At 55.9% G+C, this 15836-nt stretch carries 14 protein-coding genes and 1 tRNA gene; 1 reads left to right on the plus strand and 14 read right to left on the minus strand.

The genetic code is table 11. The features are described 5' to 3' along the window. Nucleotide 1: 1 nt before the first annotated feature. The 14 genes from MWR57_RS12755 to MWR57_RS12820 form a co-directional block, all read right to left on the minus strand. Nucleotides 2–748 (minus strand): metallophosphoesterase, encoded by a 747-nt coding sequence (locus MWR57_RS12755; RefSeq protein ID WP_423125209.1) that lies wholly within the window; start codon nt 746–748, stop codon nt 2–4. Continuing rightward, the gene (locus MWR57_RS12760) at nt 745–1827 is read right to left on the minus strand and encodes a metallophosphoesterase family protein (RefSeq protein WP_423125210.1); all 1083 of its coding nucleotides are present in this window, start codon (nt 1825–1827) and stop codon (nt 745–747) included. Before MWR57_RS12760 ends, MWR57_RS12755 begins: the two co-directional genes overlap by 4 nt. 216 nt (nt 1828–2043) lie before the next feature. Further along, nucleotides 2044–2226: a hypothetical protein gene (locus tag MWR57_RS12765; RefSeq protein WP_423125211.1), complete on the minus strand. Its 183-nt coding sequence runs from the start codon at nt 2224–2226 to the stop codon at nt 2044–2046. Between the two features lie 43 nt (nt 2227–2269). Beyond that, nucleotides 2270–3490, minus strand: coding sequence for a site-specific integrase (locus tag MWR57_RS12770; protein ID WP_423125212.1), 1221 nt, complete (start codon nt 3488–3490; stop codon nt 2270–2272). A gap of 40 nt (nt 3491–3530) precedes the next feature. Continuing rightward, nucleotides 3531–4445 (minus strand): hypothetical protein, encoded by a 915-nt coding sequence (locus tag MWR57_RS12775; RefSeq protein WP_423125213.1) that lies wholly within the window; start codon nt 4443–4445, stop codon nt 3531–3533. 130 nt (nt 4446–4575) lie between these two features. After that, nucleotides 4576–4857 carry a helix-turn-helix domain-containing protein gene (locus MWR57_RS12780; RefSeq protein WP_423125214.1) on the minus strand — a complete coding sequence of 94 codons (282 nt, stop codon included), beginning with the start codon at nt 4855–4857 and terminating at the stop codon, nt 4576–4578. Between the two features lie 509 nt (nt 4858–5366). Then, nucleotides 5367–5443 (minus strand) — tRNA-Arg (locus tag MWR57_RS12785). A gap of 86 nt (nt 5444–5529) precedes the next feature. Further along, a complete protein-coding gene (locus tag MWR57_RS12790; protein WP_423125215.1) occupies nt 5530–6336 on the minus strand; it encodes a PCP reductase family protein in 807 nt (268 codons plus the stop codon). An 81-nt stretch (nt 6337–6417) separates the two neighbouring features. Beyond that, nucleotides 6418–7308, minus strand: a complete 891-nt coding sequence (locus MWR57_RS12795; protein WP_423125216.1) for a selenium metabolism-associated LysR family transcriptional regulator — start codon at nt 7306–7308, stop codon at nt 6418–6420. 65 nt (nt 7309–7373) lie between these two features. Continuing rightward, nucleotides 7374–7553 (minus strand): FeoB-associated Cys-rich membrane protein, encoded by a 180-nt coding sequence (locus tag MWR57_RS12800; protein ID WP_423125217.1) that lies wholly within the window; start codon nt 7551–7553, stop codon nt 7374–7376. A 27-nt stretch (nt 7554–7580) separates the two neighbouring features. Next, entirely contained in the window at nt 7581–9764 is a 2184-nt protein-coding gene (feoB, locus tag MWR57_RS12805; RefSeq protein ID WP_423125218.1) for a ferrous iron transport protein B, read from the minus strand. Beyond that, nucleotides 9764–10015 carry a FeoA family protein gene (locus MWR57_RS12810; RefSeq protein ID WP_423125219.1) on the minus strand — a complete coding sequence of 84 codons (252 nt, stop codon included), beginning with the start codon at nt 10013–10015 and terminating at the stop codon, nt 9764–9766. The genes feoB and MWR57_RS12810 overlap by 1 nt, the downstream gene beginning before the upstream one ends. A 251-nt stretch (nt 10016–10266) precedes the next feature. Then, nucleotides 10267–12918: a cytochrome ubiquinol oxidase subunit I gene (locus MWR57_RS12815; RefSeq protein WP_423125220.1), complete on the minus strand. Its 2652-nt coding sequence runs from the start codon at nt 12916–12918 to the stop codon at nt 10267–10269. Then, complete coding sequence (locus MWR57_RS12820; protein ID WP_423125221.1) at nt 12918–13988, minus strand: hypothetical protein; 1071 nt, start codon at nt 13986–13988, stop codon at nt 12918–12920. Before MWR57_RS12820 ends, MWR57_RS12815 begins: the two co-directional genes overlap by 1 nt. A 480-nt stretch (nt 13989–14468) precedes the next feature. Here MWR57_RS12820 and dnaA point away from each other — a divergent pair, with 480 nt between their 5' ends. Next, entirely contained in the window at nt 14469–15809 is a 1341-nt protein-coding gene (gene dnaA / locus MWR57_RS12825) for a chromosomal replication initiator protein DnaA (protein WP_423125222.1), read from the plus strand. Nucleotides 15810–15836: the final 27 nt, after the last annotated feature.

Here is a 15836-nt window from a genome sequence, read left to right on the forward strand (position 1 = left end):
CTCAGATCTCCACCACCAATGCCGGGTCGTATCCGCTATCCTCCCGGCCGATATATCCGCGGGGATTACACAGCACCCGAGTCTCGCCAATCATATAGTCACACGCGGTATGCGTGTGGCCATGAATCCATAGGGCCGCTCCGGATCGTGCAACCAGGTCGTCAAGGTTGGACGCATAGCCAGCGCTGAGATAATCGTTCTTCCATTGATCCGGAATCGACTTGAGCGATGGCAAGTGGTGGGTGACCACCACGAGCTTTTTCCCCGCAGCGGCCTCGATCTCCTTTGAAAGCCAGGCTTTTTCTTTGGAATGAGCCTGTAGGGCGTCGAGCGCTCTGAACTTTTTATATGACGGCAGTGTTCGGATTTTTTTGAAATCGTTCATGCCGGACTCAACTGTCAGCATGGCAATCGCCTGGCTGCCCAGCAGGTGAAAGTCCGTCCACAGAGTGGCGCCCAGGATCACCACGCCATCCTGCTCATATTTGCCGAAATCGAGGACGTGGACATTCGAGCCGTCCGCCTCCTCCTGCATCTCGGCCTTCAACTTTTGGTAGGTCTCGCCGTAGTATTCATGGTTGCCCGGGACGTAGATCACCGGCTTGCCGGCGAAGGCCTCCTTTGCCCAGGTGATCCCTCGGGTCTTGAGATCTGTGTCGCCGGCCAGGATTACCAGGTCGGCATCGGTCTCGGGCGGCTCGAAGGGCCCGAACTCGATATGCAGGTCTGTGAGGATTTGGAGTTTCATCGTTTCCGCCACCACCATTGCCTGTAGTCATTCGGCCAGGCGCAGTAGTCTTTCTCCTCGCCCGCAGGTGAAGGGGCGCTGCGGCCTATGAGCCAGCTTTTGAATGCTTGACGTTCGCCGTCCGGCAACTCAGATATCCGCACGAATGGCATCTTGCCGCCATAGTGGACAACCGGCAGCTGGATCAACTGTAGATCGTTGTCAATCTGCCAGCACTGGCCATTCATAACGTTCATACAAGTGAGGAAGCCTTTGGCCATGTAGGCGCCGGTATCGAGACAGACCGTATGGCCAAGATCATGCACTAACAGATCCGGCTGGGGAGTGTGGCCGCAGATCACTTTTTTCCCCGATACATGCGGCTTGCAATCTTTGTCGAATCGCTTCCAGTGGAGTGCGAATAGAGGCTGGTCAGCCAGGGGCAGATCAGGGCAAAGACCTCCATGTACAAAGATAAAATCGTCTGTCTCACAGGCATCGGCACATCCCAATTGCAGAAAATTGATATGCTCCTGGGGGATGATCTCGGCCATGAGATCCCGTAAGGTTTTCCGATAAAGTCTGGGGTTGCAGAGACGGACATTGGCGTCAAGATCGCCCAGGCGCGCCTCATGGTCTGAAAAAGGATGGCAATAGGATCGGTGAGTGGACAAAGCCTGGTTGCCGAACCAAAGCTGGATGGGCGGCTGCCTGCTCACGATCTTCCAGTCCTTGCCGGTCTCCTTGTCGAGACCATCGGCGGATGGATAATATTCTTCGGTGGTGGTGTCATCGAGGCACTGGAGTAGCATCGCGTCATGATTCCCGCATAAGGAAACGATATTGATTTCCGGGTCCTGGTGCAGGGCAAGAAGGGTATCGATCACGTCTTTTGAGTCCGGGCCGCGGTCGATGTAGTCGCCCATTGTGACGATCAGGTCCTCATGGGTCGGCTTGACGACATCGAGCAGGCGCTGCAAATGACGGCCGCAGCCGTGGATATCGCCGATCGCCAAGATACGCTTAAATTTTTCGGTTTTGTGGATGATCATTTTTTCTATTTTAATCGATTTTACAGAAATATCTTGTTTTATATCCACATGTTATCTTTGTGCTAGCCTAGACCGTTAGCCTTAGCCTAGGCCGTCAACAGATAACGGTCTAGGCTAATAAAAAACCTTAGCCCGAGCTAACGAAAAAAATGTTCATCAGAAAAAGTTATGCAGATTTATCATCATCCATGCACGGTTGGTTTGCGATGGTGCTTTTGTATGGGGAATTTTCTTCCAGGCAGGATGGCCCTGGTTGCGGAGGGGCTATTCGACGATTGTTGGTGCAATGATTTCGATAAGTTCATCGTGAAGTGCTTGAAAAAAGGAATAGAGTTCTTCCTTCGTCTCAAAGGCCTCGGGGGGGAGCCTTCCTCCGTATTTTTTCGCCTTCTCATCCATAAGTTGGAATATTTCTGCTGTGCCAATTTTCTTCGCTGAGTTCGTCATCTTTATCTCTCCTTTTTGTTGTTTCAGCCCATGTTGGAGATCGTCACCCTCCCAATTCTGTTCTCACAATTTTACAGTTGATACTGTGGTCCTTTTCTTGAAAAAGGTTCTTTTCTGCAGTAACCATGATTAACGGTACTCCTGATTTCCCTTGATTGCGCGTGCCATAGTGCTGCTGAGTTTTGCAAACTGAATGCCCCATGGCCATAGCGATCTCTTCAGGATAGAGGTCATTTTTGAGATCAGCTGCAAATTGGTGCCGGAAGCTGTATGGGGAAACCACGTATTTTCTTCTGGGCCAGAGTTTTTTTGAATTCCGCCGTACCGCCTCCGATAAGGCCTTTGGGTTTTTGATGGTAACATGCAGGGGTTCAGCGTTTGCTATGACGCTATTTTGTAAAAACAGGGCTTCCTTACTTTCAACCATGATGGTCAGTTCACGGTATTCTTGCCCATAACGGCAGTCGTGGGTTTTGGTCCCTCTGATGCTTACCTTGAGATTGCCGTGTTCGTCGAGTTTCACTTGTACGCCCTTGCTCAACTCGCTCGGCCTGCAGCCTGTTGTGCTCAGGATGGCTAGCGCAAGCCGATGTGGAGAATTTTCCGGAAAATTTTTCCAGAAATCAGCGCGCCAGTTCGGAGGGAGCGTGCCGATCCCTTTGCGTTTTGCATTCGAACGCGGATTTTTGTTTGCTCCTTGCCACAGACTTTTGATCTCTAGTCCCAGATGTGTTTTTTCCTGATCGGGAGGGTAACGAGACAAAATCTTGAGTGGGCCTACAAGAGTGGTTGTTGCGCTGATCCATGCCGGGTCGTCTTTTTTTTGCAACTGGTTGATAATCACTAATGTTTTTTGCAGAACAGAAAGAGCATTGGCAACCAAGGCGGCGCGATAATAGTAAAACCCATCTTTTGTTTGGGCATAGTCTTCAGGCCATTTTTTGCTTTGCCGAAGTCTTTTCACGGCAGGCTGATATTGTTGCATGGTGACCAGTGACGGCGTTTTCCAAGTTTTAACAAGCTCCCGTGCTTTGATGATCAGTTTAAAAGATTCCTCTTTTTTGAGCTGATCATGGTTCCCTTGGTGGTTGGAATTGTCCAAGTTAACTGAGGCGTGTTTGAGCTGACGCTCATCCTGATAAGAAACTTTTTCACTGTCGTTCAAAAGACTCTTACCAGGACCACACGCCACATTATTCCACGCAAAATTGCTGGTGGAATAATGTGCAGGACTAGATGCGTCGGATTGCTGGTCTTTGGCCATGAAATCTCTCCACTCGATGTTCGTTTTAAGCCTCTCATTATTATGCTGCCTTTAACGCTATGCTGCCCACAGCCTCAACCGTCACAATCCTTTTGGGCAAAATAGCCTTAATTTCAGCCAAAAAATTATCTCGGAACCAGGAACAAAAATACGGGTCAGGCCCTGCCAAAATTAATTTTCCGCTTGCCTCCTCATCAAGAATGCAGATAAGAGGTTCGATCCACAGTTTTTGATCTGCTTCACTTAATTTTTCCGACAAGGTCGATTTTATTTTTTCCAAGGTGGGGGAAACCACTTCAGCAGGAATAGCCTTGGGGGGAGAGATATTAGAATGAGGTGGTAGATGATTTTTAGCTTTTTGGTTGGCTGAGATAGAAAGCAGCGCTGTGTCTTCTGCCGCAAGCCCGCCTTGTGCATCCAATCGTGACGCGACGGCAAGCACCCATCCTCTAGGATTTTTAACAAGGCCTCCACCATCCAACGTGGCCACTAGTAGCTGGCGAGCAAGATCAAGGGCTTCTGGGGATGGGGCTTGGTGGTTGGTGGTTTTTTCAGTTTTAGGTGAAATATCAGTACTTACTTGTGGAGGATTTGCCGTATCCGGCGAAACCGTATCCGGCAAATCCGGATGCGGATCATCTTCTTGTTTTTGTGTAGTTTCGTGCACGATGTAATCAGTGGATTGAAATTTGCCATCCTCGCGATTTTGCATTCGGGTAACATAACCAACTTCCATTAACTCTTCGATTAGGACATAGATCCCATCTCTACCCGTTTTCCTGCATGAATTAGATGTCTGCTTGACTAAATGTCCAATTTGCACACGCCAATCATCTGGCTTGCCAAGGAGGTAAATCAACATGCCTCGCGCAGCCCAGGAAAGGCGAGAATCTTCGCTTATTTGCTTATCCAAAATGTAAAAATTATTGTTGAGTCGGGGAGCTCTAATGATCATGTGACCGCCCCCCTCGCAAAAGATACAGGTTTACTGTATGATGTGTAACCCATCGAAATCGCTCCCATGCGTATGTTTGGTGGCTAGGGGGTTGTCGGTGCTCGTAACATCGGCAATCCCCGCTTTTTTGTTAGGCTGCATCATTATTCGCCTCCTCAAACTCAAATCGCTTTTCTCTTTCTCGGGCAGCCAGTTCTTCTTTTGATGGTCGGCCAACACGTCGAGTTGCAGGTCTCCCCGCCAGCAGGCGCTCCACTTCTGTCGCCGGGAAACGGATAATCTTTCCCATTTTTACATATAAAATCGGCGACTTGCCGCGCATGACCCAAACTCTCCAAGTCTGGGGTTTTGTTTGGGTCAATTCCGCAACTTCTTTAAGGCTGTACATTTTTTTCATTTTTTCTTCTGTCATATTGTCCTCCTGCTGGTTGTGTGAAGCATGATCAACTTTTACCACCTTCAAACAACCATGTACAGGGGAAAAATAATGTAACTACCTGTAATCGTTTGTAATTTCTATGTCATATATACGATACAGAAATTACAAAAAAAAATTGTGAGGGTATATTTGCGACAAATCAATATGATGAGCGCGAATTATGAGAAGAATGGATCTGCGAAAAAATATTTGAAATTTGTAACGGGGCGAACAAGCGGAGTTCTTTGCTAGCAGTGAGAAATCAGAATGGACAAAATTTGGACAAAGTAAAAATGTAGCGGCATCGGTTGATTTTCAACAGCAATCAACATTTGGACAACATGTGGACACGTTGGACAAAAAAATATAGCTTTTTTTGAGTCGGGTGACTTTTCTTGCAGATGGTAACTAGCTGATTATTTAGTATTTTTTTTGCGAATGGCGTGAGGCCCTACGGGGGAAAAGAAAAAGGGCTTGGATTGACTCCAAGCCCTTGCTATTGCTGGTGCGCCCGGCACGATTCGAACGTGCGACCTGCGGATTCGTAGTCCGACACTCTATCCAGCTGAGCTACGGGCGCATAAATGAGATGGGATTTATACCGCACATTGTCCTGTTCGGCAACAAGTTTATCATCCGCTTCCTGCTGAATTTTTTTGCGAAAATTCAAGCGCTCCTGTGGGCATAGGCGGCCAGGAAATCGAGGCCGGTGCGGTTGAGCACTTCGCCGAACCGCTCACCGTGCCTGTTCTCCGCCTTGAAATGGGCGAGGCAGGCATCGATGATCGCCAGGGTGGTTTCCGCGGAAAAGATCCCGGAAAGTTCCCGGCCAAGCTGCGGGTGGCGGCCCAGTTTGCCGCCCAGCAGGATGCGGTAGCCGCTGAGTCCCTGGGCGATGGCGCCGGTCGGGCAGACCCGGGCGCATTGGCCGCAGGCCAGGCAGCGCCGCCAATCGAATTGCGGTCCGGGTTCCGGTTCAGCGAGGGTGATTCCCTTTTCCCGGCAGGCATCAAGGCAGGCCCCGCATTCCGAGCAGGGGGAGTCGCTTCGTGCAGGGAGGGCGGCGCTGATCAGGCCGATATCGACAATCTGGGGGCGGGAGCAACCGTTGGGGCAGTCGGCCAAGGTAACCCGGAATTCGTGGTGCAGCTTGAGCGGGTCGGACACCCGGCCTTGCATGAATTCCTTGAGATTGTGCGCGCGTAGCAGGGATTCCAGCCGTTTGCTCAGGTTCTCCCCGGTGTCGATGCGGTTGGGGCAGCCGCTCTGGCCGAAACAGGATTCCACGGTAAAACCCTGCACTTCGTTTTCCTGGTGATGCAGGGAGCGTTGCTTGCAGGCCGTGACATGTTCCATCGTTATCCTGGCGGCTCCGGCTTGCCGCGCCTCGGTTTCCACCCTTTTTTTTACCCGCGTGCGAACGAAAAAAGGCACCGTGCCCACCGCCTGCTCCGCATCCTTGTCCCACTCCATGGCTCACCTCAACGTATGATTTTGAGCAGAGAATAGCGCGGAAAGCGACGAAAGGCCTTGATCCAAGTCAAGGACGGCGAATCAATCCGGCCCGTGTTGCAAGAAAGCGAGAAAGGTGCTGCAGATGGGAGAGGGCTGCCGGTTTTTCCGGGTGATCAGGTAAAATGGGCGCGAGAGGCGGATGGCGCTCACGTCCACAGCCACCAGGGAGCCGCGTTCGATATCCTCGGCCACGGCCCGGCGGGAGAGGATGGCGATGCCGACCTCTGCCTTGACGCCCTGGCGGACCGCCTCGGTGCTGCCCATCTCGGCCACGATCCGCAACCGGGAAAGATCCAGGTGTTTTTCGAGCAACTGGGTCACCACCCTGCGGGTGCCGGAGTCCCGTTCCCGGATGATCATCGGCTCGGTGAGCAATTGCGCGGGCTCCACCGCTGTTTTTTTGGCAAAGGGATGGCTCGGATACACGGCCAGGACCAGCTCATCGTCGAGGATTTCCCGCCATTCCAGGGCCGGATCGCTCCAGCGGGCTCCCACCACGCCGAACTCGGTGTCGCCGGCCAGAACCCCGTCCGCCACGGTGCGCGAGTTGCCGATGGAAAGGGTGATCTGGATGGCGGGATGGAGTTTTTTGAAACCGCCGATCCGTTGCGGCAGGACATAGGCGCCGGGGATGGTGCTGGCCCCGAGGGCGAGATGGCCGGCCATCTCGCCGCGATAACCGGCCATGGCCTGCATGGCCTCCTGGCGGAGGCGGATGATTTTTTTCGCGTATTTGTAAAGGATCTGCCCTGCCTGAGTGGGCAGGGCCTCGCGGCCCAACCGATCCACCAGCCGCTCTTCGAGCAGCTCTTCCAGGCTGCGGATGTGTTCGCTCACCGTGGGCTGGGAAAGAAAACTGGCCTCGGCTGCCTTGGTAAAACTCTTCAGCTCAACGACCTTGCAAAAGACCTCGAGACGATGAATGTCCACGGGAAAACCCCCCCTTCTCGGCTATTGGGTTGGATAGGTATAGCCGATATAGACTATTTGTTGTCTTAATGCAAGGGGGGCGTGTTTTTTGTCTGGCAATCCTTTGTTTTTGCGGAGGGATTGTCGCAGCCGCTGCACGAGCAGCCGCAGCCGGTTTTGCTTCCGTCAAGCTGGCGGCGGATGCGGCGGCCGATAAAAAACACGCAGGCTGCGATGATCAAAAAAATGATAATGTTCTGCCACATGGCGTCCCTCCTTGGTCTCGTTTTGGCTCAGCCGGCAAATCCCAGCGCCCGGCCACCCTGATAGACCAGGGTGGCCAACAAAAAGGCGAAACCGGTGTTGAAGCAGATGGAGAAAAGCCCCCATTTCCAGGAGCCGGACTCGCGGGAGATGCACACCACCGTGACAAAGCAGGGCGCGTAAAACATGACGAAAACGATGAGGGCCATGGCCACCAACGGGTTCCAGTGCGTATCCTTGGCCAGGGTTTCGGAAAGGGAGGCGGTATTTTCCGGGTCGGTTTCGCCCAGGGAGTATGCCGTGCCCAGAGTGGCGACGATGACCTCCTTGGCGGCAAACCCGCCGACCAGGGCGATATTGGTCCGCCAGTCAAAACCGGGCAGCCAACTCACGGATTCCATGGCTGTGCCGAGCCGGCCGGCCAGGGAGTGGCGCAGACCGCTGCCCGCCCGGTCGCTGTCGATGGCGGCCAGCTTCTCTTCCCGTTGCAGGGCCTCCTCCGGCGTCTGGGCGGACAAAGACTCTACTTCCTGGCGCTGCCGGGCGAAGTTCTCTTCTTCCGAGGCCGGCAGCCCCGGGAAGGTCATCATGGCCCAGATCAGGATGGAGATAGTCAGGATGGTGGTGCCCGCCTTTTTGATATACTGCCAGGTCCGTTCCCAGGTGTGGATGAACAACCCCTGGAAGGTGGGAAAGCGGTAGGGCGGCAGCTCCATGACAAAGGGGGTGGAGTCGCCCCGCAACACGGTGAGCCGCAGAATTTTGGCCGCGGTGAGCGCCACGCCCCAGGCCAGCAAAGTCAGCAGGAACATGAGCTGGGCCTGGTTGTTGGAAAAGAAGGTGGCGGTGAGCAGGGCGAGCACCGGCAGCTTGGCCCCGCAATTCATGAAGGAGACGGTGAGCAGGGTGGCCAGCCGTTCGCGGGGGGAGCGCAGGGTGCGGGCCGCCATGACCCCGGGCACGGCGCAGCCGCCGGCAATACCGCCGGAGACGATGTAGGCCATGACCGAACTGCCGTGCAGCCCGAAGATCCGGAAAACCCGGTCCATCATGAAGGCGACCCTGGCCAGGTAGCCGGAATCCTCAAGGATGGCGATGCCGAAAAACATGAACATGATCAGCGGCACAAAGCCCAGCACCCCGCCCATCCCGTCGATGACCCCGGAGATGAGCATGGACTTGAGGTGGCCGTCCGGCAGCAAGCTGCTCAGGTTATCGCCCGCCCAGCCGAAAAAGGTCTCAAGCCAGGCAACGGGTAGTTCGCTGAAGGTGAAGGTGAATTTATAGAGGCCCAGCAGAACACCCAGCATGATGAGCGGTCCCAGGAAGCGGTTGGTCAGGACCTTGTCGATCCGGTCCGAGGCGTGGAGCCGGTCGATGTCGAAGGTATGGGTGATCACCTCCTGGCGGAGTACGGATTTGATGTAGCCGTAACGGTGGTCGGCAATGATGGCCTCCGGATAGGTCTCCATGGTTTTGTGCAGGTGGGCGGAGACTCTCTCCACAATCTCCTGGAGCTCCGCGTCCACGGCCGGATTGTGTGCGCGCCCTTTTTCCCGGATCTGGCTGTCGCCTTCCAGGTACTTGAGCGCCAGCCAACGCGGGGCATAGTTCTCGGTCATGAACGAGGTTGCGGTGATGCGTTGCGCCATGGTCTGCAGGGCGAGGTCAACGTCTTCTCCGTACGAGATGTACAGAGGATCCCAAGGCTTGTTTTCCTTGGCCAGCGCAAGGGCGGCCCCCATCAGTTCGGCGGTGCCCTTGCCGGAACGGGCGATAATGGGGATGACCGGCACCTTGAGAAGCTCGGCGAGCTTTTGCGCATCAAGGCTGATGCCGCGATCCTGGGCCACGTCGATCATGTTGAGGGCGATGACCATGGGCACGCCCAGTTCAAGAAACTGGGTGGAAAGGTAGAGATTGCGTTCCAGGTTGGAGGCGTCGGTGATATTGATGACCACATCGGGCTTTTCCTGGACCAGATAATCGCGGGCCACCACCTCTTCCACCGAATAGGCGGTGAGAGAATAGGTGCCGGGCAGGTCGATGATGGAGGCGTGTTCACCGGAGGGGAAGGTGTACCCGCCCTCTTTTTTTTCCACGGTGACCCCGGGATAGTTGCCCACATGCTGGCGGGAGCCGGTGAGAGTGTTGAAGAGGGTGGTTTTGCCCGCGTTGGGATTGCCGGCCAGGGCGATGGTGATCGTTGCCATTACAGCTTCTCCTCGGGGTTGGCGACGTCCACCTCGATGTAATCTGCTTCGCTGTTACGCAGAGTCAGGGTGCCGCCCATGATTCTGATCGCCACCGGATCGTAGAGGGGTGCCCGGCCCATGATGGTGATGCGGGTGCCGGGGACAATGCCCATGTCGCGGATACGCCGGCCAAGTTCGCCGCCGACCTTGACCGCGGTGATGAAGCCGGATTGATCTTTCTGCATTTGGCGGAGCAGAATTGTGGGCATGGGTGTTCTCCGTGGGGCTGTGTTTCAATTATTATTGCTGAGGGGCAATAATAAAAAAGGGCGGTTAAGAAGTCAATATCTTTTTTAGTGCACAGAATAAAATTATGCAGCCCAAACTTTATGGGTGAAGCCCATGTGCAGGCGGGGAGGAGTGGTATGCGGGGTTGGGCGCAAGGAAGTGCGGAAATGGCGCCGTCCCGCTCCTTTGACAAGAGAGCGGGACGGCGTAACAACCGGAAATGCGATTGCTGCTATTCCCTGGTGTTCCGCATCATGTTCAGGGAATTTGGGTGGTGCAGGTCCGTGTCCATGTCCACGGTATGGCAGAGCTTGCAGTTGCGGTTGGCGCCCAGCGGGTAGGGATTGGACTGATACTGCCGGGGAGCGAAGTTGTCCCGCTCCCTTTCGTAGGGGTTGGTGGCGGGATACTCGGCATGGGGGCTGCCGTGGCAACCGGCGCAATGGATGCTGCCCGCATCGTCGTGCCGGTTGCGGTACAGGGCGTCGGCCCCGGTGGTCCAGACATTGAAGGCGCTGTCCGTCTCCGGCGGTCCGAAGTTGACATGGCAGGTCAGGCAATCCGGTTGCTGCAGCCACGGAGTGCGCGGCTGAATCCCGGCAAGGGGTGTTGCTCCCTGTGGGGTGAGGTGCTGCATGAGCCGCTGGGCTCCGGGTTTTCCCGCCTGTTTTTCCGCCAAAAGCAGGGCCAGGGCGTGGTCTTCCAGGGCGCCGTGGCAGGTGGTGCAGTCAAGTCCGGCCTCATGGTGGATGCCGCGGAGGAAACGGGTGGCTCCCTGCGGGCTGCTCGGGTGGCAGAGCGCGCAGGCTTCGGCGCCCCGGCCGCCGAGAAAGTTGGCGTGGAAGCCGTGGATGGAGGCGGAGAGGTTGAGAAGCCCTGCTTTGCCGGGTCCGTTCAGTATCGGGTCCGGATGGCAGCTCTGGCAGAGGACGGGCTTGCCTGCCTTGACCTGGGCTGCAAGTTTGGTTTTGTGAAACCGGTCATGCATGGTCAGGATGTCTTGCGCCGCGGCGGTTGAGATTCCGGTGTTTCCCCTGCGCCACCCTCCGCCATGGCAAGTCTTGCAGCCCATCTCGGTTGCAACCGGGGCCACCATGCGGGTGGCGGCAAGCAGGGTGTTGGTGGTCTTGTCCCTGGCCTCGATGGTAAAGCTCGGATAGGGCTGGTATCCCCCCTGAGCGGGATAGGGGACCACCGGAACCTTCTCCGCGACAAAGGATCTGCCCCCTTGCTTGCGCTGCATAACGCCGGAAAGCCCCTGGCCGGAAAGGCCGATATTGTCGGGCAGGCTGCGGCCGAACAGGGCGGGCAGGTCTTTCCAGAACCCCACCTGTGCGGCGGGTTTTTCAAAGCCCTGTTCCACGCGGAAGGAAAGCGCCACTCCCTCGGTGACCACTTCCGGGATTGGCCCGCGCTTGATAAGCTGGGCAAAAAGATCGTTTGCCGGGGGCATGAGGCTGAAAGTGCCGTCCGCATCGCTGATGCTGTGCATGCCAAGGCTGTTCCAGGCAATAAGGACGTAGCCGTCCTGCTCCGGGTCAAAGGGCAGCGGGGCCAGCGGCGGGGCAGACAGTTGCGGGGGAGGCGTCGTCTGCTCCTTTCTGTTGTGCAGCCCTTCAATAATATAGGCGGCCAGGGCGTGCCGCTCTTGGAGGTTGCCTGCAAAAGGCGGCATGCAGCGGATCAGCCGCCCTTGACCGCTGATCTCCGCCTCCATGGCATAGACCGATTCGTACTTGGCGCTCATCTTTTTGATGTCCCGCATGGGGCCGCCCACGGAATGGCAGGGGGAGCACATGATGTTGAAGAGCTGCCGGCCAACCACCAGCCGGTTTTCCGCGGTGATCTCCTTGCCGGTCCATTTGGCTGAGGCGAGGATGCCCTTGGCCTGGACCGCGCCGAGATCCTTGACCAGGATGGAGTTGGCGTAGATGTGGCCGTACAGGGTAAAGGGCCGTCGGCTGCCCTCCCGGATGTACTCAAAAGCGCCCATGTAGGTGATGCCGAGAAGCAGCAGCACCACGGCCAGGGAGCGGGTGGCTGTTTTCGGCAGCCGGATCACCATGATCAGGCCGCCAAGGAAAAGAAGCACCGAAGCCCAGAGAAAGACGGTGAGAAAGGGGGCCAGTTCCGGGCTGAAGTTTGCAATCCAGGCCCGTTGCGGCTCGGGCAGGGCTTGGACGTACCACCAGGCCGAGGCCAGGAACAGCAGGAAGGGGGCAAGGAGCCAGGCGGCGCAGTAGCGGACCATGCGCAACCGGAAGGCTTCTTCCTTGATCGCGGTGGAGGTGAGAAAGCCATACAGCCCCGCCAGCATGAGGCAGAGGAAGGTGCGGAAGAAAAGGGCCGGCCAGAAGGCGGGATTGAAGATGCCGTCCCAGAAGTTGCCGGTGGCCAGCCATTCGCCCGGGGTGAGCATGAAGCCGATGATCCCGTTGATGGCAAAGAGGGAGAGCCAGGCGAAGATGAAGTAGAGCCAGCCGATGAGCAGATGGCTGCGCCGCTCCATGCGGCCGAAGGTCTGGTAGTAGATGAGGATCGACACGATCTCCCCGAGAAAAAATACCCACTCGATGGCCCAGCCGAAGACAAAATTATGGATGAGAATGGAGGTGGCGGCCGGGGCGATGAGGGCGATGGTGAACCAGATGCCCACCCCGGTTATGGCGCCGAGCACCAGGGTGAGGAGCAGGAAAAACTTGGTGTGTTGCCGGGTGTAGTCAAGGATGGGTTGCGAGCCTTCCCGGTAGCCCTTAATCTCGGTGAGCACCAGAAAGAGGCCGCCGCCGATGGCGAAATGGGAGATGTATACATGAAGCACGGCGATCAGGGCGATGAGCAGGCCGCCGCCGGAGAAAGCCAACTGCCAGACCGGATAGTTCATCAGCGCACCTCCCTAGGCACCCGGGCCGCGAGTTTCAGCATGTAGACGACCACCGCAACCCCGATAACCAGAATGGCCAGGAAGAGCACCAGCGGCGACCACTGCGGCACGACCTGCAGGTCGGCGGGATGGAAATAGGGGGCCAGATAGGCCTGCCTGGCCAGATCCCGCACCAGGACCATGAGGAGGATGGTTGTCCCCATGGTCCTGGTGGCCGGCCAGACCCGTTCCTTGGCGCCGTAGTAAAGAGCGAAAAAGGCCGTGACGAGGGAGGCGGTGAACAGGGCGGTATGCAGGAGAGCACCGCCGACAAAGAGTTGGTGCACATTTTTGGGCAGGGAAAAAAGAAAGGGGATGCCGATGCCGATTTCAACCATTGTGGCGTAGGTGAACCATTGCATTCCACCGCGCAACCGGTTTTCGGCCCCGACCACGCCTTTTTTTTGTTGAAAATGGGCGAGAATTGCCAGGAAAAGACCGCCCATGGCCACGGAGGCCACGACAAAATGGAGGTAGCGGGCCAGCAGGGTCGGGTCGGCCAGGTTGAGGAGGGTGCCGTCCGGCCTCTGAAAATAGGCGTTCCAGTGCTGGGGCGTCTGCATCAGGGTGAGATTGTTGACAAAGAGAAAGGCAATGATCAGCAAGAGCAGGATACTCGTGGTCAGGGCCCGTATTCGGGTGGCCCGTGGCAGGTCGCCGCCCATCTTATACAGATAGGCGCTGTAGTAGGCGAGAATGAGCAGCCCGATGATGGAAAGCCAGTACGCCCCCATGAGGATGGAGCTGGTATAGATGAAATGGCCGTAAAGCACTTGGAGAAAAAGCAGGGGCGCCACCCCGAAGTTCACGGCAAAGGCGATGGTATATGGCAGGATGCCTGCGATATCCCGGCAGGGGGGCGGGTCGGCGGGCTTGGCCCGCATTTCCCTGACCAGCGCGATCATGGCGCTGCCCAGCATAGCGTTCATGAACACAAGGTGGGCGAAAAAGGTCAGGATAAGAAGGAGCTGGAAAAATTCCCAGGGCGCCGGGATGGTGTCTGGGGTCGGGATGAGCTGGGTTGGATCCATGGCAGGTCTCCTGAGGGGTAAACTTTCTTACGTATAGCACAAAAAAAATGTTTCCAGGGGAAAAATACGACAGAACAGGGGCATGCCGGGAATAGTGAAAAAAAGCCTGAACTGGAAAGAAGATAAAACGAGATAATAGCAGTAATATCGAGCTATGAAGAGAAATGATGAAGATTTAGCGGTTAATGAAATGATATTTTCTCCTCCCCTTCCGGTTCTAACCACATGGAATTTTGCGTTTTTTGCCCTCGGTGGGGAAATGGGCGAGATATCCGGTTTTTAGAGGGTTTTAAGGAGATTTTCGCCCGTTTACTTGGGGTTATGGGCTGTTGAAAACTTGGCGGACAACGGGTGAGAAATTCCGTGAGACCGGTTTTGACAGGGGGATGGTTTTCCTTTAAAAAAACGGGCAGAAATTATCTCAGCGGTCTCAATTCGCTTTAATCGGTTGTTTTTTCGTGACTGAACCAGGGGAAAAAGATGCTTTGGCAGCGAGTTAAGAGTGTTTTGTCCCAAAAAGTTTCCGACAGCGACTTCAAGCTGTGGATCGAACCCTTGCAATGCGTTCAATTCGATGCCCAGAGCGTCGAACTGGCTGGGCCTGATCCGTATTTCTGTTCCTGGGTCAGGGAGAACTATCTGACCGATATTCAGAACGCCTTGCAGGATGCCGGCTTTACCGGCGGGGCGGTGCGCCTTTCGGTTGGCGCAGCGCAAAAAGAGCAACCCCTCTTGCCGGAACCGGAAAAGAAACAGAGCCAGCTCCGGTTGCCGAGCATGCCCGTGGCTCGCTCCACGGTGCGCACCCTGCATCCGCGGTATACCTTTGACGAATTCATGGTTGGCGAGTCAAACGCCATGGCCTACGCGGCCTGCGAGGCCATGGCCGGCGGCGATTCCGCCTTGAGCCCCTGCCTGTTTATCGAAGCGGGAACGGGCTTGGGCAAAAGCCATCTGACCCATGCGGTGGCTCACTATGTAACGAGCCATTCCCCCGGAACCCGGCTGCATTATGTCACCTCCCAGCAGCTCACCTCCGAGATGGTCCGCAGCATCAAGAATAACACCATGGATCATTTCAAGGAAAAATATCACAACCAGTGTGATGTGCTGCTGATGGAGGATGTGCAATCCCTGGCCGGCCGCACCAAGACCCAGGCCGAGCTGGCCGAGGCCCTTGATGTTCTGATGGATTGCGGGAAAAAGGTTATTTTCACCGGGGCGGTTTCCCCGCGCAATATCCCGGACATTGATGACGGTGTGCGTTCCCGGCTCTCCTCCGGGCTGATTACCACCATCAATCCTCCGGACCGGCGGACCCGTTGCCTGATCATCGAGCGTAAGGCCCGCAACAACAAATTGACCCTCACCGGGGAGATCATCGAGTTCCTGGCCGACCGGATCCAGGGCGATATCCGGCGGGTGGAAAGCGCCATCATCGGCCTGAAGGCCAAGGCCTCCCTGCACAAGACCCTGCCGGATCTGGACATGGTCAAGGAGATCGTCGCCGGGATCATCGGGCAGCGCCAGGAGTTGTCCTCCGTGCTGATCCGGAATTTCGTGGCCGGCCAGTTTGATGTTTCCATCGAAGAGATGCAGTCAAAGGCAAGGAAAAAGACCATCGCCTTTCCCAGGCAGGTCTCCATGTACCTGGCCAGGAAGCTCACCGAGGAAGCGCTGTCCGAAATCGGCAAGGCGTTTAACCGTGATCATTCCACGGTGGTGCATTCCATCCGGGTCATTACTGAAGCCATTGTCCGCAGCGGTTCCATCCGCGGGCAGGTGGAGCATCTGGTGGAGCGTTTGAAAAATCAGGGGTAAAGGGAAAGCAGGACGCACTAACCATCC

The organism is Hydrosulfovibrio ferrireducens (assembly GCF_046883345.1).
Classification (GTDB): domain Bacteria; phylum Desulfobacterota; class Desulfobulbia; order Desulfobulbales; family Desulfurivibrionaceae; genus Thiovibrio; species Thiovibrio ferrireducens.